Here is a 23,887-nt window from a genome sequence, read left to right as displayed (position 1 = left end):
GCCGAGAAAAGGTGTTTCGAAGTGTAGGGGTTGAGAATGGAACATAGGGTAGTTCTGTAATGGTTTGTAATGAGGAATGCTGACCGCGTCGAATTTGTGGATTCTGAAGACCTGCAGCTTCCCTGCTGCATAAAAATTATAACTTTAGGAAATCATTTAAGCCGAGGTAGGTTAATTGCAGCCATCATTTAGATGACTTCAATTTTACCATGATCATCGCAGTGCCCATCGTGTACATGGTGTAACCGGCCATCCACTAAATAGTCAAAGTGATCCCCGTGGGGGACTTTCTCATGCCCGCACCTCGAACCATGAATGTGCCCGGAATCTGAACAGCTATGAACCGGGGAGCACCCGTCAGGGTTGGTATCGCTGACATCTATAACATGCTCTTCATAATAATCTTTATTTGGGTGATGCAGATGACCATCGTGAATATAGTCAATGTGTCCATTATGTCTGATAGCAGTGTGCCCACATCCTTCTCCATGGACGTGTTCCGGGTGAGAGTGGGTTTTATGCTGACTCATGGTAGACCTCACATAACGGGATACAGCTCAATGAATCTAGATGAGCAAGGTGGTCACGGCAACCCCTTGGGAAGTCGGAATTGTTATAACGCTTAGGTGTGGCATAGATTTGAGGTATAACTTACTTAAGTGTAAGAGCCTGTTCATAATCTTTCGCAGATAGCGAAAATGACGAGAAATATCCTGTTTGTTTGGTCTTGTGAGGCACATAGTGGTTCTATGTAACGAGCAAAAGCGGAGAAACAGGTGCTTTTATTCAGCATTTGCAGCCTGCGATAAGATTATGAACAGGCTTTAAGAATCTCCCAAAATCCTCTGACACCATTCCAGCTCAAGACAGTTATCACAGATCCTTTCAATATGCGGATAGGTATGCATGGACAGCCCGGCTTTCCTGGCAAACAACACCTGCGGCAGAAGAGCCAGATCAGCAACCGTTACCTGTTCACCGAAGCAGTAAGTTCCGGTTCTGGCCTGGGTCGCAAGTAAATGCTCCAGATGAGAAAAACCTTCTTTTAGACAGAGCATAAGCCAATCCCGCTGGCTGGCTTTATCCATCCCAAGCTCCTGCTCCATATAGCGGCTGGAAAGACTGTGCTCCCAATGCAACAGATCACGGGCAATCACATGAACAAAGCTTCTGACAGCAGCACGCTGGGCAATATCTGCCGGATAAAGCGCCATATCGCTGTAGCATTCTTCAAGGTACTCAAGAATGGCAAGGGGCTGAGCCAGACAGAGGTCATCGGTAACGAGTGAGGGCAGCTCTTTAACTCGGCTGGGGACTTCATCACGACCGGCTGAAAGGTTGATGATCTCTTGATCCAGCTGCTTGGCAGCCATAACCAGGCGAATCATAACCGAGACAGGAGTGACAGAACTTATATAGAGTTTCATCCAATTCTCCCCAGCATTAAGTGCCATTTAATACGACTTTACTCCCTCCCCCCTCGTATCGTAAAGAGAACAAAGCCATCAAATGCTCTGGCGATATTGCTCTTTACTCTCCCCGGTAATTACTGGATACTTTTTTCGTATAAGCGTTAAACGTCTCGCATCAAATAACAACTAAGCAACCTTCACCCGCTTATACACTTTCATAACTATTAGTTAGGACCAAAAGGCTCCGGCAAATTTATGCGTATCGAAAGTGATATAAAACTCGGCTTCAAAGATGTTCTGTTCCGTCCCAAGCGCTCCACCCTGCGCAGTCGCTCACAGGTAGAGTTAAGCCGAACTTTCCGCTTTATGCACTCAGGGAGAGAGTGGACAGGCGTCCCCATAATTGCCGCCAATATGGATACCGTCGGCACTTTTGAAAAAGCCCGCGCACTGGCCGAACATAAAATGATCACGGCCATTCACAAACACTACTCCGAAGCTCAATGGGATGAGTTTCTCGAAAATGCCGATGAAGATCTGTACCACAGGATAATGATCAGTACCGGCACCTCCGACAACGACTTCGACAAACTCTGCAACCTGCTGGAAAGACACCCGCAGCTGTACTTTATCTGTATAGATGTCGCCAACGGGTATTCCGAGCATTTTGTTTCATTTGTGACCAAAGTCAGAGCCTGTTTTCCAGACAAGGTCATTATTGCCGGTAATGTGGTCACAGGCGAAATGGTGGAAGAACTTCTTCTTGGTGGTGCCGATGTGGTCAAAGTTGGTATTGGCCCCGGCTCTGTCTGCACAACACGGGTAAAAACCGGTGTCGGCTATCCACAGCTTTCCGCCATTATCGAATGCGCTGACGCCGCTCACGGGCTGAGTGGCCAGATTATCGGTGATGGTGGCTGTACCTGTGCCGGAGATGTTGCCAAAGGCTTTGGTGGCGGCGCTGACTTTATGATGCTGGGTGGCATGCTGGCCGGGCATGACGAGTCTGGCGGTGAAGTTGTCCAGGAAGGTAGTGAGACCTTCAAACGGTTTTACGGTATGAGCTCTTCCACAGCCATGGATAAACACTCAGGCGGCGTGGCTGGTTACCGGGCATCAGAAGGGAAAACAGTTAAAGTTCCTTATCGCGGACCTGTGACCAACACCGTTCAGGATATCCTTGGTGGTGTACGTTCAACCTGCACCTACGTTGGCGCCGCAAAGCTCAAGGAACTGACCAAACGCACAACCTTTATACGGGTACAGGAACAGGAAAACCGTATCTTTGGTGCTGATTAAATAATTAAGCCACCACAAAAAAGGCACCATCAGGTTGCCTTTTTCATAACCGTAAAAAATCAATAAATCGCGGTCATACCACGCTCAGTAAATATCGCCTTCAGACACTGCATCAGCTCATCGGAAGGCGGCTTTACCTCATCGAGTTCGTACTCGTCCTTCAACATATCCCATTTGTGTTTGCCCAGGCTATGGTAAGGCAGAAGCTCAACCTTCTCGATATTTTTCATTGGCTCAATGAAATCGGCCAGCTGAACAGCATACTCTTCTTTGGTCGTATAACCTTCAACCACAACATATCTCACCCAGGTTGGCTTATTGATTTCATCCAGATAACGGGCAAAGCTCAGCACCCGGTCATTCTTTACCCAGGTCAGTTTCTCATGCAGATCGTTATCCATATGCTTGATATCCAGCAGAACCAGATCTGTGTTATCAACCAGATCGGCAATAGGCGGAGTAATACTTTTTACATAACCATTGGTATCCAGGCAGGTATGAATACCTTCGGCTCGACACGCCTTGAATAGTTCTGCAACAAATTCAGGCTGTAGGGTTGGCTGGCCACCACTGACGGTTACCCCTCCAGTCAGAAAATGCTTTACAGCCAGTATTTTTTTCATCAGTTCATCGACTGTCACCATCTCGCCTTCTTTCAGGCTCCAGGTATCCCGGTTGTGACAGTAGCGACAACGCATAACGCAACCTTGGGTAAAGACGACAAAGCGAATTCCAGGGCCATCAACTGTGCCAAATGAGTCCGTCGAATGGATACGACCTAACATGAAAACTCCAACAGCTCATCCGGTATGAGAATAATCAAAAAAAGTACAGATCTGAAGCCTGCTTTCAGGAAGGAAACACCGGAAGGATGAAAACCGAAATCCTACCCTTGCTTAATCATTCCTACAAGTATGAAACGGGTATGGAACGGCAAAATTATTATTATTGAACATACGTACCAGCTAATTAAAACGGCATTTGTCGAGCAATTACGCACCACCACCTAAACAATCAAGGCAAACGCGACAAAGCCAAAAAATAAGCAATTTCGACTCGCACCTTTAGGTAATGTTACCTATGTTTGCCCACTTGGCCATTGTCTAGTATTCGCGCCATAAAGATTTTAAAAGTTACAGGACGTCATCCTTCGGAGGACGAAATGAGCAAGTACCTCTACCAGACCGTCTACGAGGAATTTACCGGTTTGAAACCCCCCGAGCCGACTGATAATAAGCAACGCCGAAAGCGTGGCTATGGACACCCCTATCGAATGCGCCTGAATATGCAGGACGCACCCGAAGAGAAAACCCAGAAAAAGCCCGAACGCAGAAACCAGTTTGGCCAGCCAATTAACAGCGCACGAGCTAAAAACCGTGATTCTCAGGAACAATCATCAAATCAGATGATGGCTCCGCAGTTTAACATGAAAAAAACTCGCGCCCCCCGGGAGCAAAGAGAACCACGTCCGCAAATGCAGATGGCCATTCCAGATGAGCGTAAAGGGTCTGTAGTAGCACCAAAAGTGACGTATAAAAAACGTCGACGTTTTTCTGTTGTTAAATCTTCATCCGAAGAAACGACACAATCTTAAACTGCACCAACGTTTCAAACAGTTAATTCAATTTTGTGATTCGCCGGTAATTCACTGGAGAAAAAACTGTTTGTCATAAAAAAGGCCTTACCCGGTTTAATTGGGACAAGGCCTTTTTGTTTTAATTAAAACTACAGTGCAGAAACATATTGAATCATAACGCCAGCAGCAACAGCTGAACCGATAACACCAGCCACATTCGGACCCATGGCGTGCATCAGCAGGAAGTTATGAGGATTCGATTCAAGTCCCACCTTATTGGAAACCCGCGCAGCCATAGGCACAGCAGATACACCGGCTGAACCAATCAGCGGATTAATCTTGTGCTTGCTGCTCAGCATATTCATGGCTTTTGCCATCAGAACACCTGCCGCAGTGCCGATACAGAACGCCACGATACCCAGAGCAAGAATACCGAGGGTTTCAGCCTGCAGGAACTTGTCAGCCACCAGCTTGGAACCAACTGACAGCCCCAGGAAGATGGTCACGATATTGATCAGTGCATTCTGAGCCGTACCTGACAGACGATCGACCACTCCACACTCTCGCATCAGGTTACCGAAACAGAACATCCCCAGAAGTGGCGCGGCATCCGGCAGCAACATGGCAACCAGCACCAGCAGAACCAGCGGGAACATGATTTTTTCAACCTTGTTCACATTACGCAGCTGCACCATTTCAATCTTTCGCTCTTTCTCGGTGGTCAGAGCACGCATGATGGGTGGCTGTATCATCGGAACCAGAGCCATATATGAGTAAGCTGCTACCGCAATAGCACCCAGCAGTTCCGGTGCCAGCACACTGGACACATAAATAGCTGTCGGACCATCAGCGCCACCGATAATACCGATGGCAGCCGCCTGGGCAATGGAGAAATCCATAACCCCCATCTGGGTCAGACCAATCGCACCCAGTACAGTGGCAAAAATACCAAACTGTGCCGCCGCTCCCAGGAACAGCGTTCTTGGGTTAGCCAGCAACGGGCCAAAGTCAGTCATGGCACCCACACCCATAAAGATCACCAGGGGTGCAATCCCACTGCCAATCGCTACGGAGTAGAAGCTGTACAACATACCATTGTTGTAATTCAGATTATCCGCCAGAAGTTGTGCAGCCAGCTGCACCTGCGCTGGCGCATTGGCATAGGCTTCAGACAGTTCCTTAACCCCCGTAGAGGAGAGATTAAGAATCCGTGCCAGATCAGCAACCTGCTCCGGCACCTGCATATGAACCAATTGTTCTACTGCACTGAAGGCCAGACCGGCTTCAGGAATATTTGCGAGAATACCTCCAAAACCAATAGGCACAAGCAACAGAGGCTCAAACTTCTTATTAATAGCCAGATACAGCAACCCGAAGCCGATTGCGATCATGATGGCCTGGCCTGGCGAAAGGTTGGCAACACCAGAGCCTTCCCATAAGGCAATTATCTTTTCCATGACAGACTCCTTATACCAGGCTCAGCAGCTCATCGCCGACCACAACCTGATCGCCCTCTTTCACCCGAACACTGCTGACAGTACCCGCCTTGGGAGAACGAACCTCGGTTTCCATCTTCATGGCTTCAAGAATGACAACCACATCCCCTTCTGCAATCTGCTCACCAGACTGAACATTCACTTTCCAGATATTTCCCGCCAGAGGAGCAGGCAGTGGTTCGCCGCCACCTACCGGAACAGGCGCTGCTTCGGAAGCTGCAGCCGGTGCGGCAGAAACAGCCTTGATACCGGTGATATCACCGCCCTCACTCACCTCAACAACATATTCCGCATTGTTGACGTTAACGGTGTAAACCTCAGGCTTGCCAACGTCCTTCGCCACCAGCTCCTGACCGGTTGGCACAGGTTCAAAGGCATCGGGGTTACCACGATTTTCAAGGAACTTGAGACCAACTTTCGGGAACAGAGCCACAGTCAGAACATCATCAATGGTATTTTTAGACAGGGTGATTCCCTTCTCTGCGGCCTGTTCTTTTACTTCCGCTTCCAGCTTATGCATTTCCGGCTCGAGTTTGTCGGCCGGACGACAGGTCAGAGGCTCTGCACCATCTAATACACGTGCCTGCAGTTCAGCATCATAAGCTGCTGGCGCGGCACCATATTCTCCTTTAAGAATACCCTGGGTCTCTTTGGAAATATTCTTGTAACGCTCACCGGTCAGAACATTCAGAACAGCCTGAGTTCCAACGATCTGCGAGGTTGGTGTAACCAGTGCGATATGACCAAGATCCTTACGCACCTTGGGAATCTCTTCCAACACTTCATCGAAGCGGTCAGATGCACCCTGCTGTTTTAACTGGTTTTCCATATTGGTCAGCATGCCACCGGGCACCTGGGCAACCAGAATACGGGAATCCACACCGCGCAGCGCACCTTCAAACTTGGCGTACTTCTTACGTACAACACGGAAGTAAGCGGCAATCTCTTCCAGCTTATGGATATCCAGACCGGTATCACGGTCAGTACCCTGCAGGGCGGCAACAATGGATTCGGTCGGTGAATGTCCGTAAGTCATGGACATAGAGGACACAGCGGTATCAACCCGATCTACACCAGCTTCGATAGCCTTCAACAGCGTCATGGAAGAAAGACCAGCTGTCGCATGGCAGTGCAGCTGCACTTCCAGGCTGGTTTCTTTCTTCAGGCGGGATACCAGATCATAGGCCTCGTAGGGAGCCAGAATACCGGACATATCCTTGATACAGATGGAATCGGCTTCCAGGTCTTCAATACGCTTGGCCAGATCCACCCACATATCTGTGGTATGAACCGGACTGGTCGTAAACGACAGTGTACCCTGAGCATGAGCGCCTTGCTTCTTAACCGCTTTCATAGCCTGCATCAGGTTGCGCGGGTCATTCATGGCATCAAAGACACGGAACACATCCATGCCGTTGGCCACCGCACGTTCGACAAAACGATCAACGACATCGTCAGCATAATGACGATAACCGAGAAGATTCTGACCACGCAGCAACATCTGCTGCTTGGTGTTGGGCATGGCTTTTTTCAGCTCACGCAGACGCTCCCATGGATCTTCCCCAAGAAAGCGGATACAGCTGTCAAAGGTGGCACCACCCCAGCTTTCGACAGACCAGTAGCCGATCTGGTCCAGCTTTTCAGCTATAGGCAGCATATCGTCCAGACGCATACGCGTCGCAAACAGCGACTGATGGGCATCACGCAGAACGAGATCAGTAATACCAAGCGGCGCTTTAGTTGCGTTCATCCTCTTGAACTCCCCCAGGAATAATAATTATGACGATGTCTGTTAACGACGGCGTTCCCGGTGCTGGCGTACAGCCTCACCGATAACGGCCAGTAGAACCGGGTCGGAAGCAGGATCATTGGTTCCTGCCACGGGCACAGCAGACCTCTTGGGAGCCGGTGCAGGCTCTTCCGGGGCGATGGCCAGTACAGATTTCGACATCAGGCTCGTGGCAAAGACCAGAACGGTCAGAAAAGTAAAGACGAAGCCCATGCCGTACAACATCAACGACAGGCCTTCATTCATGAGTTCCGCTTGGGACATGGCGCACCCTGTTATGGTTTTTCCTGTCCATCAGGCCGGTTTTTATAGTTTGCTTGCGTTGTACACAATTTTGCCGGCTGATAGTTTTATCATTGGATATTTGGGAGCAGGGAGTGGACCTGAACCCGTGGCCATTGTACCGAAATAGGTGTTTGGCGCAATAATTGCCTAACAAACAAATGACTTAACGCAAACTATGTAGAAGAAATACGACTCCGACACCCTCTATATCACTTGATTTGTACTGAACCGACTTTCGAGATTTCCGTCTACACTTGCCCTCCCCTATAACGAGCCAGATCGCCATAAATATGAAGCGTTGTCGGTTTTTCTGCTGTTTATTATCCTTGACCCTGTTGGCTCTTTCTCACAGTTCAGAAGCTGTTCTGACACGGCCTAAAAAATCCGTGACCACTCCATACAAAACAGCGAAGGCGATAAGCAGCACCAGAAAAGATAAACTTTCCCCTGAAGAGGAAGACTGGTCGTCCTTCTATACATTTCTGAACTCCAGAGACAACTGCGAAGAAATGAAAACCAAAGCGAGTCAGCATGATTTTGATATGGTTGAAGTGGGCTTGCCCGAATCTGTGCCGCCTGACTATTACTCTCTGACAGTACTTCATACTCAAATGAGCAGCTTCCGGGCACACCTGCAAGATTGGCTTGAAGAGTATGGTTTTGAGCGCCCCCCAGTCATGAACGGCTATGAAAATGGCAAGTTGCCCAAAAACGCAAACTCTGAGTTAAGAACCTACTTAAACGATCGTGACCCTTTGCTTCTTATTACACTTTCTCATTTGGTTCATTTGGTTCGTGTGGGAGATTACAATATCAGTGCTAGAGAGATAGCTTACTTTGAACTCTCCCTTCTGTGGATTGAGCAGATACTATATCCTGCCGGGCTTAATCCTTTCGACTGGGAAAAGGAATACAGCGATTTTCTAGATAAATATCATACTTATAAATTTAGACAAACTTTCCCTTCTGCCAGCTCTGAAAGTGAACTCAAACATCTTACAAAAACTACGGCGATGACAGATGATGCACGTAAGCTGTTGCAAGAATATCTATTCATTAAAGAGTATCCTCCTTTTCATGAGGACAACCTGGAATTATTCACTCTTTGGAACGCCGCCGTTGCAATTGATGATGTTTGTATGCAGGTATCAGAATTAGATAAAACTTGCGATCCGCTTGGAAAACACCATGTACTCTTTACCCTTAAATCCGCACTTATGGGTTCTTATCTGGATGAGGCAGAACAACTGCTTACTATTTTCTGGTTAAAGCTTTCGGAAATCAGATCAAAACGTACAACCACATGGCTACGAGAAGTGCTGGAATACAGACCCAGTGGAGTACCAATATCAAATAATGAGCAAAACACAAGCAATGCAATAAATTGGCATATACCTACTAATCAGCCTGTAAATCCTGTAAGTAAGGCTCCACCATTTCAAATCCCCCCTCCTGCTACCGCTCCTTATCTTGCTGCAAAGAAACACAAGAAGAACAAAAGGAAACCAAAATCAATCTTGGCTGGAAAAAAAACAGTAGTATCAAGAACACCCTCGAGGGTGAAGGGAGGGTACAAGGGGGATCTTATAGCTTTGATTGGGAAAAAGACCCCATCTACTGCATCAACACACTCTACAAGTCAAACAGGATCAAAACAGCGGCCTAAGACAAATCCTCGACCATTCCATATCAATCGGAGCATAACAGAAAAAAACTTCAACCCTGTAAACAGCATGACTTTTGAACAAATACTGAGCTCCCTGGATCCCCCAGCGACTGCAACCAACCAGTTACCAAAAGCTACCAAACCAATTTCTACCACCATTCATAAACACTACTAGCCATAAAAATAACCAGGTAGATTTTGCAGGCACATCGTTTTTAGATTTTTTGTCTACACTACCATGCTCTTTTACCAGATACACTCAGTGCACAATGAAATATTATCATCTTTGTTTATCGGTAATGGCCTCTGTCATTTTTCAGCTCAGCCTGCTAACCCTTTCAGGTGCAGCTGGAGCGGTTCCAGGCAGGAAGCCTGCAACAAGACCAGAAAATGCTCATGCTCCCTCCTCCGCTCAAATAAAGGCGGCTGAAAAACAAAGATCAATTTTTACTGATTACCTCAAAAGCATTGGCAATGGGGAGAACTTCCTGAAGAAAGCGGAGGAAAATGACATAGATATACTGGACATTGTTCAGGCAAAAGCGACACCACCCAAATACTGCAAACTGGCAACATTACATACACAGATGTTCAACTTCACAATATATCTGGAAGAATGGTTAAAAAGTTTCAAATTCCAACTCCCTCCAAAAACAGATGGCCTTAAAAAAGGGAAGCTTCCTGAAGAACACCCATACGATGACTTCAGAGATTACCTCAATGACAGAGACCCTTTGCTTTTGATAACGCTGGCTCATTTGATATATCAGATTAGACATGTCGACACTTCTATAGACGCTAAAGAACTGGCCTATTTTGAGCTCTGTATAGAATGGATTGAGATGCAGTTTCCCGAGGGCCTGTCTCACATTGACTGGGAGGATGAATACCTTTCCCAAGTCTTCAATGTCCGACAAACCGGAGAAATAAGACTGCCTTCCCCCAATAAGAAACAAGCATTTGAAGAATGGATAAATAATATAAAGAAAGTGGAAACTAAAACCTACCTGGAAAAGTATTGGTCGATAACTGAATATCCTTCTGAAGAGCAAGGGACAGAATTGGGTCTTTTGACTCTTTGGAATGCAATAGCCTCATTACAAAATGCCAAAATGGATGTTGATAGGCTTTCAAGAAACAAAGATCCTTTGGAAGCCAGCCATGTCCTCTTTACTATCCACCGGACATTATATGCCACTGACTCTGGCATTGATAATGATGAACGGACACTTGCGCGTATCTGGTTAAAGCTGGCAGAACTTGATCATCATACCCACTCTGAAAAGAAAAAAAAATGGCGAAGGGAAGTGCGATTTTTCGCACCTCCACATGATGATAATGAGGAAGCAGGCCTAGAAAGTGACACGGAAGAAGATCCAGAAAATACCGGCTCAGAAAATGACACGGGAGAAGATCCAGAAAATACCGGCCCAGAAAATGACACGGAAGAAGATCCAGAAAATACCGGCTCAGACAATGACACGGGAGAAGATCCAGAAAATACCGGCCCAGAAAATGACACGGGAGAAGATCCAGAAAATACCGGCCCAGAAAATGACACGGAAGATCCAGAAAATACCGGCTCAGAAAATGACACGGGAGAAGATCCAGAAAATACCGGCCCAGAAAATGACACGGGAGAAGATCCAGAAAATACCGGCCCAGAAAATGACACGGGAGAAGATCCAGAAAATACCGGCTCAGACAATGACACGGGAGAAGATCCAGAAAATACCAGCCCAAAAAATGACAGGGAAGAAGATCAAGAAAATACCGGCTCAGAAAATGACAGGGAAGAAGTTCTAGAAAAGACAGACTCAGCGGGCAGCACAACCAACAGTATAACTAACCAAAGAAGCGTCATTGAAAACAAACTACAATTCAGTGCCTCCACAAAGATAAAGATACTGGCTCCAGCCACTGAACCAGATAAAGAAACACCCTCCAATTCACCAGGCACTCCCACAAGTGATCCGGTAGTTTCTGAGGATACAGCCCCCCCACTCGCCATCCCAGCTGCTGGTAGCAATAGTGAAAAAAAATGACTAGCAAATGAAAATACGAATGAATAGGCTAACACTTTTTGACTATGACAAATCTGACTCGTGAGAATCACCCTTGCCCCAATGGAAGGTGTCGTCGACTATCTGATGCGACAACTACTCACCGATACCGGTGGCTTTGATCTGTGTGTGACTGAGTTTATCCGGATCACTAATACACTCTATCCCAACAGCGTGTTCTACAGGCTCTGCCCAGAACTGCACGATGGCTGCAAAACCCGATCCGGTACGCCTGTCCATATGCAGTTAATGGGCAATGACCCGACTCTTATGGCAGAGAATGCCTGCAAAGCTGCGCGCCTGGGTGCCCTGGGTATTGATCTGAACTTTGGCTGCCCGGCCAAAACCGTTAACAACCATAAAGGTGGTGCCGCACTTCTTAAAGAGCCCGAAGCTGTTTATACCATCGTCAGTGCGGTGCGCAGCCAGGTGCCAGACCATATTCCTGTTACTGCCAAAATGCGTCTGGGTTACGATAGCTGCGAGCATGCCCTGGATATAGCATTGGGGATTGAGGCGGCAGGGGCTGATAGCCTTGCCATTCATGCCCGCACCCGCAAGGAAGGCTACCGGCCACCAGCCCACTGGGAAATACTGGCCCGCATCCGCGAACAGCTGAGAATTCGATTGACGGCCAACGGTGAAATCTGGACAGCTGAAGATTATTATCGCTGCCGTGCAGTCAGTGGTTGCAGTGATATAATGATTGGCCGGGGTGCTATTGCCCGCCCACTGCTGGCTGCAAATATTAAAGCCTCCATGCGGGGTTCGGAGCAAAATTTCCAGGAAGACAGCTGGCCTGAAACCAGGGCCGTGGTTCTGAATTTTGCTGAAAAGATTCTCTCCAGTCCTGGGGGCAGGGATCATCCTTATGGCGTTGAACACCCGGAAAAATATTTGGCAGACCGTTTGAAACAATGGCTCCGCATGATGACCAAAGGGCATAGTGAAGCCGCCGAACTGTTCAATAATGTCAAACAACATAAATGCGCTAAAGCCATTCTTTCTGAATTGAAAGCCGCTTAATCCTATGAGTACAACACACATTGGCCCGGCCGTTTTAAGCTGGGATGAAAATGGTCAGCCAATCTCGACAGAGTTTGATGATGTCTATTTCTCCAAATCATCAGGTTTGGATGAAACACGTTATGTTTTTCTGCAGCATAACGACCTGCCTGAGCGTTTCACGCAGTTAAATGCCTGTGGTTTTTTTACTATTGCAGAAACGGGTTTTGGCACAGGCCTGAACTTTCTTTGCGCCATGCAGAGCTTTCTGGAGAATGCCCCAGATCAGGCTCGCCTGCACTTTATTTCAGTGGAAAAATCCCCATTAACCAGGCGTGACCTTGAACAGGCTCTGACTCTCTGGCCAGAGTTGAAACACCTTGCCGACGAACTGATCAACAACTATCCGGGAAATATCCCAGGCTTCCACCGTAGGCACTTTGCCCGGGGGCGCGTCCAACTGACCCTGATTGTTGATGATGTTGTTATAGCCCTGTCAACCCTTGATGCAAGAGTCAACGCCTGGTTTCTGGACGGTTTTGCCCCATCAAAAAATCCACAAATGTGGCAGCCGGAACTGTTTCAGACCATGGCTGAAAAGTCCGCCGCCAACGCAACCTACGCAACATTTACTGTGGCCAGAATTGTGCGGGGTGGGCTGTCTGAAGCTGGTTTCACTTTGGAGCGCGCTTCGGGCTTTGGTCGTAAACGGGAAATGCTGAAAGGGCACCTTGAAAAGGCCTCCCAGAATCAACAGCCAGCCCCCTGGCTAAAGAAGCAGATTTCACCGAAACAACAGACCGCACTGGTTATAGGGGCAGGTATTGCCGGAGCATCAACAGCCCGTGCCCTGGCAGACAGGGGCTGGCAGGTCACCATTATTGACTCCCATAAAGAGCCGGCCAGTGGCGCCTCCGGAAACCCTCAGGGAATTCTCTATGCCCGGTTGTCAGTCCATGACACTCCGTTGTCACAACTGGTACTTCAAGGGTACCGCCATACTATCAACCTGCTGAAACATGCTCCGAAAGAAATTTACTCATTATCAGGGCTGATACAGCTGCCAGACAATGAAAAAGAACTGCAGCGTCATCAAGCGCTGAACGCATGCGGGCGATTTGATGCCATTCTAGAGGGGCTTTCTTCTGAGAAGGCCTCCAGATTATCCGGTATTGAATACCGAACGGATGGCCTGTTCTTCCATGATGGAGGCTGGGTTAACCCACCGGGGTTGGTTAACTGGCTGCTTGATCATCCCAATATCTCCTTTACCGGTGAACAAACAGTCTGTGCGTTAGCAAAAGAACAGGATATCTGGAAGGTTGTTACAACAGAAGGGCAGCCGTTCCAAAGTCCTGTTGTGGTTATTGCCTGCGGCCATCTGGCGGCCAAACTGACTCCAACCAGCCATATCCCCCTGAAGGCCATTCGCGGGCAAATCACTGAAGTGCCCTCAACGCCAGAAAGCGAGCGACTTAACTGGTCATTATGTGCTGAAGGTTATATTGCACCGGCCCATAATGGTCGTCATACTCTGGGTGCCACATTCAATTTTAACGATCCCGATACCAGCGTTCGCCCGGCTGATCACAAGGCCAACCTTGATACGGTCTCCAGCTTTGCACCGGAACTGGCTCAAGCGCTTGAATTTAACCAGCTTGATCCGAAGTCCCTGAGCGGCCGTACAGGATTTCGCTGCACAACACCTGATTACCTTCCCGTTATTGGCCCTGTTATGGATGAACCGGTTTTTAAAAGGGAATTTGCCATTCTTGCCAAAAATGCCAAGGCGAAGATACCGGAGGCGGCACCATGGCTGAAAGGGCTATATATTAATGCCGGACATGGCTCGCGGGGAATGATTACCTGCCCGCTGTCGGGGGAGATTATAGCAAGTCATATTACCGGTGAAACCGCTCCGGTCAGCAAAAAAATGATGACGGAATTACACCCGGAAAGATTTACAGCCCGCAGACTGATCAAAGGGAAGAACAAAACCTGATAATAACCCTGATAACAATGGGACAACGGTTTTTCTTGTCCCTTTTTATTGTCAATACACAAAAGCGGAATAAAAGTGTGCAGTGGTGGCGGGCTTAAGAGAAATACCCAGAAAGCTTGTAAATATCATGGGAAAGGCAATGTCATATCTATCATCCGAAATTCCGCAGTTGAAATTCCCTCTTCGGCTGGGGATCTTACAAACATTGGTTTACAACTGTTTTCATTATTCACCCAAACAGCCATGAGCGGGAAATGCCCACCCCGAAAAATGAAAATGCAGTGGGCATTTCCATGGTAAAAGGGCGGCTATAAAAACGCTCCAGATCAACAACCTCGTGCTTTAGGGCATTTTACAAAATTCAACTGATTAACTTAGGATCATGTGTGAGAGTGGGTACTGACTGGAAAATCATCGGAACGGTAAGCCTTGGTTCCGCATTGGAAGTCTACGACTTCATGATCTACGCACTGATGGCCCCCTATATAGGAGTGTTGTTTTTTCCCGTCGCGGATTCCGATAGCAGTTTATTGTTGACGTTTGCAGCTTTTGCCGTCGGTTATGTTTCCCGTCCCCTAGGTGGAATTGTTTTTGGACACCAGGGAGACCGGCATGGTCGAAAATTGCCTTTTACCATGACCATTCTGGTTATGGCTCTGTCAACCTTTCTTATCGGCTGTCTGCCCACCTGGCAGCAAGTGGGTAACATGGCTCCATTTTTGCTGGTTACCCTGAGGTTGCTCCAGGGGGTTTCCATGGGTGGAGAGACCGGTGGCGCATTAACGTATATCAGTGAGCATGAACCACGACGTCAGGGGGTTGCGGTATCAGCCATTGTATCAGGAATGTTTTTTGGGGTTCTGCTGGGTTATATCGTCCATGGTCTACTGGTTATGGTTTTGGGCCAGGATGGCATTATGCAGGGTGGGTGGCGACTGGTTTTCTGGTTAGGGGCTGTGCTTGGAGTTATCGGTTATAGAATGCGCAGCCGTTTTCAGGAGACCGCAATATTCTGTCAGGTTCAGGAGGCCCGGCAAACCGCAACTGTCCCCTTGCTAGAAGTTTTTCAAAATTATAAATTGCATTTATTTTGCGGCGTGATTTCACTCGCTATTTACAGCGTCACGATGCTTCTGTTGATGGTATATCTTCCATCCTGGATGCAAATGAATCAGCCGGGGTCGGGAGTAGCATTCCTCGGTGCAATGTCCGCTGCCTTGATGGTGTTGACTGTGCTTGCTTTTGGTTTGCTGTATGACCGTATTGGCGCTGAAAAAATGATCTGGATTGCCTCTTTGAATAATCTGCTGTTTGGTGGTGTCTGGTATTATCTTTTTATCAGCACCCCTGCTTTTGTCTGGCACTTGTTGCCATTCGCTTCTGTTTTTGTGAGTTTAATGGCAGCGGCACAGATTCCAATGCTTGCAGGGTTGTTTCCCTCACGCGTGCGTTATACAGGGCTGGCCCTGAGTTATAACATTGGTTTCATGCTGGGAGGGACAACGCCACTGGTCAGCGTCTGGCTTAATCAGGTTACCGAAAAGGCGTGGACACCGGGGTTACTGCTGGTGATCAGTGGATTGGCAGGATTGATGCTACTGAAGCCCCTGGCAAGAATCTGGCGAACAGCACCGTGTCATAGCCCGTCGAAACTAACAGCAAAGGCCCAAAGCAAAACCTGACAAGACAAAACTCTGCATCAATCCGGACATCATGATAACGAACAGGTTATTCCCGTCCCCTTCAAGCCGCAGTATCCATTTGGGTTTCTTGCCAGATATTGCTGGTGATATGTTTCTGCAAAATAGAAGCCCTGCAAAGGTTTTATCTCAGTGGTCACTTTGCCCAGGCCGTGCTCAGCAAGCCCTTGCTGAAATAATTCCATGGTTGCCTTAACAGCAGACAGCTGACTTTCTTTCTCTGTGTAAATGACTGAACGATATTGCGTACCAATATCGTTGCCTTGCCTCATGCCCTGGGTTGGGTCATGATTCTCCCAAAACAGGGTGAGAAGCTGCTGCAGAGACATCACTTCCGGGTCAAAAATAATTCTCACCACCTCCGCGTGTCCGGTTTCACCAGTGCATACCTGATGATAGGAAGGGTTTACTGTGAAACCTCCTGCATACCCAACCATGGTCAACCATACACCTTCAGCTTGCCAGAACAAGCGCTCAGCTCCCCAGAAGCAGCCCATACCCAGGGTGATGGCTTCCATATTTTCAGGAACAGGAGATGTCAGACTCCGCTGAAAAATCACATGGGGCTCGGTAACAGCCATCGGCTCTGACGATCCTGCCAGAGCATCATCTTCACCAATCAAATAGGTTAACCCTGCCATTTGTACAACCTCCCACTCCAAACAGACATAACCGTCTGTCTATTTCAACCTATTCGTTTCCTGCTGCTGAAGACTCTTCAGGCAGCTCAATCGGAAAATCTTTTAAAACCAGGGCAGGATCCAGCTTTACCTGTCCCCAGTTAACCCGCCAGTCCAGGTGCGCGCCGGTTACACGCCCTGTTGCTCCGACCTCCGCGACACCCTGCCCCTGTTCAACAAAGGCTCCTTCCTTAACCAGTAGCTTACTTAAGTGAAGAAAACTGCTGCTCACTTCCATACCATGATCAATAATCATGGTACCGCCAGAGAAGAACATATTCGGATGAGCCAGAACAACTTTTCCACTGGCCGGTGCAACAACTACTGTTCCCGTTGGTGCGGCATAGTCCAGGCCGTAATGTGGGCGACGGGGCTCTCCGTTAAAGTAACGCTGGCTGCCGTAAACGCCTGTAATGGGTCCATCTACCGGCTGGATAAAACCATCAAGGAAATCATCATTTGTGGTCTCATGATCCCTGGCCTGCCAGACAAGTTTGTTCTCACCCTTTACTCTACGCAGATGATCTTCAGATGGTTTCACATATTTTTTAGCAACACCGGTGATTCTTTGAATTTTGAAGTCCCTGTCATGAAGCTTGAGAGCATGAACCTGACGTTTACCACCAGGAGTTACTGTTTCATACTGCTGATCAAGATCTGCATCCCTGCCAAAACCGAGTACAAACTCGCCTTCGGATGTTGTCATAACCTCCTCACCCTTATAGAACACTTTGGTGTCGGGTGCTGTTTGACCAAGGTAAAGGCTTCCCTGTGTCAGTAAAGGTTCGCTTACATCTGCTGCCCAGGCAGGCACCAGCCAGATAAGAAAAAAGAATAGAATGCCGCGCTTCATTGATCTATGAATTCCCTGACAGGTTGGATTTCTCTGTATATATTAGGGGCTACCGTTTTGTATTTATACAGTTTGGTAAATCTTGCTTCGGTAAGATTCAAATTAACGGTTTTTTTGATATTACAAAAAGAAGGGAACTTTATGGATTACGTGATCCTGGCGGTATCTCTCGTTCTGCCTGCTATTTACGGTTTCACTCTGCTCTCAGTCTTCGCCAGTGACGTGGCCCGTCACCGGCGGTAAATCTCAAACCCATCACCTAAAACTTACACAACGAGCTGCTTCTGTTATGGGTTATGCAGAGGCAGCTTCTTTCAGGTACTTGATATACCCCTGAGCAAAGCCGCTGACCTTACTCCAGTCGGTGTATTCAATATCCTTTGATGCATCAGTACTGCCCTTGGTGATCTTCATAATCAGCTGAATCATGATGCTATCAAAGAAATTATATCGACTATACAAAAGCGAACCGGCTGTCACCCCCAGATAACCAGGCTTCCAGCTACTCTTCTTGAGAAACTTGACCATATAACGGTTGGTCATTGGATCCTGCTTTTCCGGCTTTCGGGCTGTCAGGTTAACACTCAAGAAACCACTCGGTGTTTTATTCAACAGGTCGCAATGCGTTTGAATAAACTTTCTGGCTACAGGCAGATGGTAGCCATAGCGAATGGGGGCTGTAATCAAAAAAGATCCAAAGGCGGAAGGATCAAAATCGGGAGTAAGTTCATCCAGATTCTGCAGCTTTACATCCAGGCCGGAAGCGGCCATTTCATCCTGAATAGCTTTGGCGATACGGGCAGTCTGCCCGTCATGGGATGCATAGAGTACCAGATGTGTTTTCATTTACAGCGACTCAAAAAATTCACAGCACGAGGAGACTGCATTTACCACCAAAGTACAAGGGCATGAAAGAAAGGTTTCTAACCTGCCGTTCGAACTTCCTGCACAAGCCCGTTGACTATACTCCGACAGCCTGATGAAAAGTCAAAAACGGAGTTCCTGATGTCTTCATATAAAGCTGAAATTGTACAAAAACTGAATGCCATTCTTGAACATGAGCTGGCCGGCGTTGTGCGGTACACACACTATAGCTTTATGGTGTTCGGCCATAGCCGTATTCCTATCGTCAGCTGGCTGCGCAGCGCGGCGACAGAAACCCTGACCCATGCCCATGAAGCAGGAGAGATGATAACTCATCTCGGAGAACACCCCTCTATCGGCATTGGAGAGTTGCTGGAAACCTCAAAGCACGATATTGACGATATTCTTGTTGAATCTCTTGAATTCGAAAAATCCGGGGTGAAATTTTACTACGACCTTCTGGAAGTCGCCGAAAAAGCCCAGATGATACTAATCGAAGAGTATGCCCGGCGACTTATAGCGGAAGAAGAATCCCATATAGGTGATATTGACAAAATGCTGCGCAAACCCGGAGACATTGCCAGCGTCGTTTAGTCAAACAACCACTTCAATTAAAAACCCCGCTATAGCTGGGTTTTTATTAATTAATATCCGTTTTTCAACAACAATCAAACTGACAAGGTTCTGACGAAATTACTTGACCTGAGGCAAGGTAAAGTTTCCCTCCAGCCAATAGGATGTTCCTCAAAATGTGACTATTGAACTCACATACCTTGGAGTCATAAATGCGTTTCTCATCTTCTTATATGGACAATGTCCATTCCCCGAATCTGTTCATCCCGATTTTATCTTCTGTGGTTTTTCGATAACGGATTTCTAACCAGGGTCGCTTGTTAATTCTGCGCCCACCAGAACGAATAATTACCCAACAGGATGAATTGAAATGTTTCGTATCCTTTTCAGGCTAATGCCTGCGGTTTTTCTCGCCCTCAGTTTTACAGCAAAAGCGGCAGACCAGAACGTCTTTATTAAAACCCTGACGGCATCTGAAGTTGCCTCCCATCTGAAGCAACAGGACTGGGTTATTGTCGATACCCGTCTGAATGACGCATTCAATGGCTGGAAACTTGATGGCGTAAAACGTGGCGGTCATATCCCTGGCGCTGAAGATTTCTCCGCCAACTGGCTGAAAGTTAAAAAAGACAGCCTGCAGGACGACCTGAAACTGGCTCTGCAAACAAAGGGAATTGCCAAAGACCGCAACATCGTTCTTTACGATGCCAATGGCAAAGATGCCGAAGCCGTTGCTGATTACCTGTACAAGCAGGGATACCACAATCTATATCGCTTCGACATCAACAAGTGGGCAGACGACAGCAAGCGCCCTCTGGAAAAATTCACACGCTATCAAGATATTGTGCCTGCCGTAGTTGTTAAGGATATTCTTGACGGTAAGCGCCCTGAAACCTTCGAGAACGCAGAAACCATCAAGATGGTTGAAGCCAGCTGGGGACCTGAAAAAGCTTCTTACGGCAAAGGTCATATACCAACTTCATTCCACGTCAATACCGATATTATTGAGCCACCCACCGAGACCAAGCCCACCATGTGGATGCTGGCTGACGATGAAGCTCTGACTCAGTTCGCACTGGACTTCGGTTTCACTAAAAACGACACCGTAGTAGTCAGCAGTGAAGAGGACATGGCAGCCTATCGCATGGCGATGGTTCTGAAATATCTGGGCGTTAAGGATGTCCGTATCCTCAACGGTGGCACTCTAGCCTGGACCATGGCCGGCTATGAGCTGGAGAAGAAGAGCCACAAGCCAACACCAGTTAAAGACTTTGGCGCACCAACCCCAGCCAACCCTGAAGTGTTTACCACCATGGAATATGTTAAGAACAATGTCGGCAAGAACGACAACTTTGTTCTGGTTGATAACCGCACCATGGATGAACATCTGGGCAAGATCACCGGTTACACCTACCACGACAAGAAAGGTCGTATTCCTGGCTCCGTCTTTGGCTATGCCGGCACCAGCGGCTCCTACGGTATGGAATTCTTCCGCAACCCTGACAACACCATGCGCAACCCCAGCGAGTTCCTGGAACTGTGGAAAGAACAGGGTATCGATACCTCCAAGAAGCTGGCCTTTATGTGTGGCAGCGGATGGCGTGCAGCTGAAATCTACTACTATGCTGACGTAGCAGGCCTTAAAGATATCAGTGTTTACAGTGATGGCTGGATCGGCTGGAGTAATGCAGGCCTGCCTTCTGAAACCGGACCTGTCATAAAATAATGAAGCTTGATCGTTTCAAAAGCTGGCACCTGGATCTTATGGTCTGGGTGCTTACCGTTTCTGCCCTGATAGCCTGCGCAGTTCTGGAAGATCTTACTCTGTATAAAGCTGGTGTCATGCGCCATATCTTCTACAGAAAGATGGAGCATCTTGCAGGTATCTATTCCCCAGAGATGCTTGCTCTTCATTTGAGCCTGGCAACCGTTCTGGTTATATACGCCTTACTCAGGGTGTTCACCAAGCGGGCAACGATCTTGCAGGCCAGCGCCCTGATCATTTTGCCTGGACTATTCGTGGCCGCACTCAACAGCCAGACTCTGGAAGAGCTCTACACCTATACATATATCCTGTTTTCTCTTGAAGCAGGAATGCTTGCAATGGCAGCTTTTCCTTTGGGCAAAGATATCTTTCAGCTGTTTTCCCGGACTAGCAACACCAAGACAGCCTGATAATCCGTTTCTCTATTTAACCAGCTATTGAACCTGGTCAAGAAATGTCAGAAGAAAAAATCCCCTCCAAGCCACTCTCCACCAGTGGTACTTCGCAAAACCGCTCAGGGAAAATCTCGCTAAAAGAGCGGGTCGCACAACGCCGTGAGCAGGAATTGAACCGTCAGTACAGCGACGTTAGCGAGCAAGCCCGTAAACGTGCAGAAGCCCTTTACAGAAAGGGTAAGTTTATGTGCTCAGAAACGGTTTTTTCCGTGGTGAATGACCATCTTGGCCAGCCTGCCGATCCCGCCATGGTGAAAATGGCTTCAGGCTTTCCTGTGGGAATAGCTCATTCAGGCTGTATCTGCGGAGCTGTAGCCGGCGGAGTTATGGCTCTGGGGCTGGACCGGGGCAGAGAGAAAGCTGGTGAAAAAGTATCCGAAGAGCTGTTCCCCCTTTCAGCTGAGCTGCATGACCGATTTATTCTTCGTAATAAATATGTCTGCTGCCGCAAACTCATCAAGAACATGGAATTCGGCTCTACAGAACATATCCAGCAATGCATTCGCTTTACGGGTGAAATTGCTGCCGATGTTGTTGATCTACTGGAGAATGGCGTACAAGGCCACGATACTGCAGCCCATTCCTGTGAAGGTTGTGAAGAACAGCCCAGCTATCGAATTACTCCTAAGAAACGCTCTTTTGTATCGAAAGTCAGAACATACTTCTCCCTTTTAATTGGGAAAGCGGCCTGAAAGTATTATTGAAGGTATTAGCGACACTATTCTGATACTTTCTCTTGCATCTTGCATATAGGGCGGATCATTACCGCCCGACTCTCTCACAGGCTTCCCCACACCTGAATGTGTTAACTTAAAGCTATTAACTTAAAGAGCATCGCCTTATTCCACATAATCTTCTTACCTAGAGCGAACGTAAGTATTCGGTGAACCCATGTCATATCCCCAGTTTTCAAGGGCTGTAGCAACATAGTTACTTCGTACCAAAAAAAGAACTCCTCTGGTACCAAGGGATTGCGAGCTCAGCAAACGGGTTCACCGAATGTTTACGAGCGAACTCTGGTTGACACGCTAACTTGTTGTTATTGTTTGATTTTCACTCAAAATGTCAACCAATCTGTCAACCTGTGTCAACCTCGATTTTTGCTCTGTCGCTAGCGAAATCTCGCGGTGCCGTAGACCCGCAGTCTGAATCCTTGCCCTGGGTCCCCGGCAAAAGTTTAGGGGCGCTCGAGGTTGGTACGAAAGACGACACCTGTTAACCGGCAAGTGTCTTCCACCTCTTCACGAAAACGCTCATTGCAAAAGTTTCCGACTTTCTCATCAAAGTCCGTCTTGAAAAGAAGGATGTTGGTGAGCATACCTTCATTGAACTGCAAACTCTTGAGACCAACGTAGATCCCCCCTCGCAAATCCTGTTCACTCTTTGTGTAATCAACTGCATCAGTAACAGTCAGGATATTCACGACATACCAAAGCTCACTGTTCACATAAACGGGAAGCAGCTCACTATACGGACGCAGCTTATCTCCCAACAACTCATAAGCCTTCGGACCTAAAACAAGGTTCCCTTCCCAGGTACAAATATCAGAGCTCTCAAGATCGCGCCCCTGATCCTTTCCATCACAAAGCACGCCCTTTGGAGCATTCCATTCACCAGATAGTGGTTCACCTTCGGGGTAATACAAATCATCCATAACCTCTTCCATTTCATCAGGATCAATGAAGAGGGCAGAATACTTATCCAAGTCGAAGTCCAGTCGATAAATCATTGTTATTCGTCCGGTAGCAGGTGTTTGGGGAGCATGACCCAGTCAGGAATATCACCGTTTTGTAGCATCGTAGTGGCAGTGCTCAGTTTGACACGAAACATGATCTTGCTTTTTTCTGTCGAGAAAATACCTGTGAGAAATCTGTAGTACCCCTCTCTATGGATATTCCTATGGGCGACAGCAGCTGGATGCTGAGGTAATCGGTCGCGTTTGGTTTTTGGAAGCCAGACTCCATTGTCTGAGTCATTCACTCTGATTTTTGCTCTGGCCAGACGGGCTCGTAATGTTGCAGCTTTAACAAATCTTTTATCACCACCTGGAATAATATGGTGGAGTGGTTATAGTTCTCCGGACACACAAACACGGGTAATATCAAACCCCATTAAGGTGTGTCCAAATGTCAGAAAAGAAAACGAAAACCTATACAGCTGAATTCAAAGAATCGGCAGTTAAACTGGCTGTAGAATCTGATCAGCCGGTAACGATAACAGCCAGGGAACTGGGTGTAAATGTAAACACTCTTCATACCTGGATCAGTAAGCTCCACAGGCCTAAAGAGTCTGGTAAAGCCTCAAAAAAGCAGGAGCATAATGATGAACATGTATACGACGAACTCAAGCGTTTACGCAAAGAGAACGCAAAATTGAAAGAAGAGCGAGCCATATTAAAAAATGT

The 23,887-nt window shown here is 47.6% G+C and carries 23 protein-coding genes; 12 read left to right on the top strand and 11 right to left on the bottom strand.

What is annotated here, in order from left to right:
• Nucleotides 1–188: 188 nt before the first annotated feature.
• A complete protein-coding gene (locus M3P05_RS18300; protein ID WP_249701538.1) occupies nt 189–530 on the bottom strand; it encodes a hypothetical protein in 342 nt (113 codons plus the stop codon).
• Between the two features lie 294 nt (nt 531–824).
• Nucleotides 825–1,427 (bottom strand): glutathione S-transferase C-terminal domain-containing protein, encoded by a 603-nt coding sequence (locus M3P05_RS18295; RefSeq protein ID WP_249701536.1) that lies wholly within the window; start codon nt 1,425–1,427, stop codon nt 825–827.
• A 240-nt stretch (nt 1,428–1,667) separates the two neighbouring features.
• Between M3P05_RS18295 and M3P05_RS18290 the strand changes: the two genes are divergently transcribed.
• Nucleotides 1,668–2,711: a GMP reductase gene (locus tag M3P05_RS18290; protein WP_249701535.1), complete on the top strand. Its 1,044-nt coding sequence runs from the start codon at nt 1,668–1,670 to the stop codon at nt 2,709–2,711.
• A gap of 59 nt (nt 2,712–2,770) precedes the next feature.
• Here M3P05_RS18290 and pflA read toward each other — a convergent pair whose 3' ends face one another.
• Nucleotides 2,771–3,496, bottom strand: a complete 726-nt coding sequence (pflA, locus tag M3P05_RS18285; protein ID WP_249701534.1) for a pyruvate formate-lyase-activating protein — start codon at nt 3,494–3,496, stop codon at nt 2,771–2,773.
• A 377-nt stretch (nt 3,497–3,873) separates the two neighbouring features.
• On the opposite strand from pflA, the gene M3P05_RS18280 reads away from it, so the two are divergent.
• Nucleotides 3,874–4,305, top strand: coding sequence for a hypothetical protein (locus M3P05_RS18280; protein WP_249701533.1), 432 nt, complete (start codon nt 3,874–3,876; stop codon nt 4,303–4,305).
• A gap of 131 nt (nt 4,306–4,436) precedes the next feature.
• On the opposite strand, the gene M3P05_RS18275 is transcribed toward M3P05_RS18280, so the two are convergent.
• Genes M3P05_RS18275 through M3P05_RS18265 form a run of 3 tightly spaced genes read right to left on the bottom strand, consistent with a single transcriptional unit; the run spans nt 4,437 to nt 7,836 of the window.
• Nucleotides 4,437–5,744 carry a sodium ion-translocating decarboxylase subunit beta gene (locus M3P05_RS18275; protein WP_249701532.1) on the bottom strand — a complete coding sequence of 436 codons (1,308 nt, stop codon included), beginning with the start codon at nt 5,742–5,744 and terminating at the stop codon, nt 4,437–4,439.
• A gap of 10 nt (nt 5,745–5,754) precedes the next feature.
• A complete protein-coding gene (gene oadA, locus M3P05_RS18270) occupies nt 5,755–7,533 on the bottom strand; it encodes a sodium-extruding oxaloacetate decarboxylase subunit alpha (protein WP_249701531.1) in 1,779 nt (592 codons plus the stop codon).
• A gap of 42 nt (nt 7,534–7,575) precedes the next feature.
• Nucleotides 7,576–7,836 carry an OadG family protein gene (locus M3P05_RS18265; protein WP_249701530.1) on the bottom strand — a complete coding sequence of 87 codons (261 nt, stop codon included), beginning with the start codon at nt 7,834–7,836 and terminating at the stop codon, nt 7,576–7,578.
• Nucleotides 7,837–8,183: 347 nt separating this feature from the next.
• Between M3P05_RS18265 and M3P05_RS18260 the strand changes: the two genes are divergently transcribed.
• The 5 genes from M3P05_RS18260 to M3P05_RS18240 all read left to right on the top strand — a co-directional run bounded on the left by M3P05_RS18260 (nt 8,184) and on the right by M3P05_RS18240 (nt 16,275).
• Complete coding sequence (locus tag M3P05_RS18260) at nt 8,184–9,698, top strand: hypothetical protein (RefSeq protein ID WP_249701529.1); 1,515 nt, start codon at nt 8,184–8,186, stop codon at nt 9,696–9,698.
• A gap of 94 nt (nt 9,699–9,792) precedes the next feature.
• Nucleotides 9,793–11,568, top strand: coding sequence for an ICP22 family protein (locus M3P05_RS18255; RefSeq protein ID WP_249701528.1), 1,776 nt, complete (start codon nt 9,793–9,795; stop codon nt 11,566–11,568).
• Between the two features lie 60 nt (nt 11,569–11,628).
• Nucleotides 11,629–12,612, top strand: coding sequence for a tRNA dihydrouridine synthase (locus tag M3P05_RS18250; RefSeq protein WP_249701527.1), 984 nt, complete (start codon nt 11,629–11,631; stop codon nt 12,610–12,612).
• 4 nt (nt 12,613–12,616) lie between these two features.
• Complete coding sequence (gene mnmC, locus M3P05_RS18245) at nt 12,617–14,593, top strand: bifunctional tRNA (5-methylaminomethyl-2-thiouridine)(34)-methyltransferase MnmD/FAD-dependent 5-carboxymethylaminomethyl-2-thiouridine(34) oxidoreductase MnmC (RefSeq protein ID WP_249701526.1); 1,977 nt, start codon at nt 12,617–12,619, stop codon at nt 14,591–14,593.
• A 386-nt stretch (nt 14,594–14,979) separates the two neighbouring features.
• Complete coding sequence (locus M3P05_RS18240) at nt 14,980–16,275, top strand: MFS transporter (RefSeq protein ID WP_249701525.1); 1,296 nt, start codon at nt 14,980–14,982, stop codon at nt 16,273–16,275.
• 29 nt (nt 16,276–16,304) lie between these two features.
• Here the strand turns inward: M3P05_RS18240 and msrA are convergent, their stop codons facing one another.
• The 3 genes from msrA to hemG form a co-directional block, all read right to left on the bottom strand.
• Nucleotides 16,305–16,934, bottom strand: a complete 630-nt coding sequence (gene msrA / locus M3P05_RS18235; protein WP_249701524.1) for a peptide-methionine (S)-S-oxide reductase MsrA — start codon at nt 16,932–16,934, stop codon at nt 16,305–16,307.
• Nucleotides 16,935–16,983: 49 nt separating this feature from the next.
• On the bottom strand, nt 16,984–17,826 hold the full coding sequence (locus M3P05_RS18230; RefSeq protein ID WP_249701522.1) for a M23 family metallopeptidase: 843 nt from the start codon (nt 17,824–17,826) through the stop codon (nt 16,984–16,986).
• 294 nt (nt 17,827–18,120) lie between these two features.
• Nucleotides 18,121–18,672 carry a menaquinone-dependent protoporphyrinogen IX dehydrogenase gene (hemG, locus tag M3P05_RS18225; protein ID WP_249701521.1) on the bottom strand — a complete coding sequence of 184 codons (552 nt, stop codon included), beginning with the start codon at nt 18,670–18,672 and terminating at the stop codon, nt 18,121–18,123.
• Between the two features lie 159 nt (nt 18,673–18,831).
• Here hemG and M3P05_RS18220 point away from each other — a divergent pair, with 159 nt between their 5' ends.
• From M3P05_RS18220 to M3P05_RS18205, 4 genes are all read left to right on the top strand, one after another.
• On the top strand, nt 18,832–19,284 hold the full coding sequence (locus tag M3P05_RS18220; protein ID WP_249701520.1) for a ferritin-like domain-containing protein: 453 nt from the start codon (nt 18,832–18,834) through the stop codon (nt 19,282–19,284).
• A 349-nt stretch (nt 19,285–19,633) separates the two neighbouring features.
• On the top strand, nt 19,634–20,989 hold the full coding sequence (locus M3P05_RS18215) for a rhodanese-like domain-containing protein (RefSeq protein WP_249701519.1): 1,356 nt from the start codon (nt 19,634–19,636) through the stop codon (nt 20,987–20,989).
• Nucleotides 20,989–21,438 (top strand): hypothetical protein, encoded by a 450-nt coding sequence (locus M3P05_RS18210; protein ID WP_249701518.1) that lies wholly within the window; start codon nt 20,989–20,991, stop codon nt 21,436–21,438. The genes M3P05_RS18215 and M3P05_RS18210 overlap by 1 nt, the downstream gene beginning before the upstream one ends.
• Before the next feature lie 44 nt (nt 21,439–21,482).
• Entirely contained in the window at nt 21,483–22,175 is a 693-nt protein-coding gene (locus tag M3P05_RS18205; protein WP_249701517.1) for a C-GCAxxG-C-C family protein, read from the top strand.
• Nucleotides 22,176–22,660: 485 nt separating this feature from the next.
• Here M3P05_RS18205 and M3P05_RS18200 read toward each other — a convergent pair whose 3' ends face one another.
• Nucleotides 22,661–23,212, bottom strand: a complete 552-nt coding sequence (locus M3P05_RS18200) for an imm11 family protein (RefSeq protein ID WP_249701516.1) — start codon at nt 23,210–23,212, stop codon at nt 22,661–22,663.
• Nucleotides 23,213–23,214: 2 nt separating this feature from the next.
• On the bottom strand, nt 23,215–23,535 hold the full coding sequence (locus M3P05_RS21300) for an AHH domain-containing protein (protein WP_408635960.1): 321 nt from the start codon (nt 23,533–23,535) through the stop codon (nt 23,215–23,217).
• 74 nt (nt 23,536–23,609) lie between these two features.
• Between M3P05_RS21300 and M3P05_RS18195 the strand changes: the two genes are divergently transcribed.
• On the top strand, nt 23,610–23,887 hold a 278-nt coding region (locus M3P05_RS18195; protein ID WP_249701515.1), incomplete at its 3' end, for a transposase.

The sequence above is a fragment of the Parendozoicomonas callyspongiae genome (assembly GCF_023502345.1).
Lineage (GTDB): Bacteria > Pseudomonadota > Gammaproteobacteria > Pseudomonadales > Endozoicomonadaceae > Sansalvadorimonas > Sansalvadorimonas callyspongiae.
The sequence above is the reverse complement of the archived record's forward strand: the minus strand, read 5'-3'. Positions and strand labels throughout refer to the sequence as shown.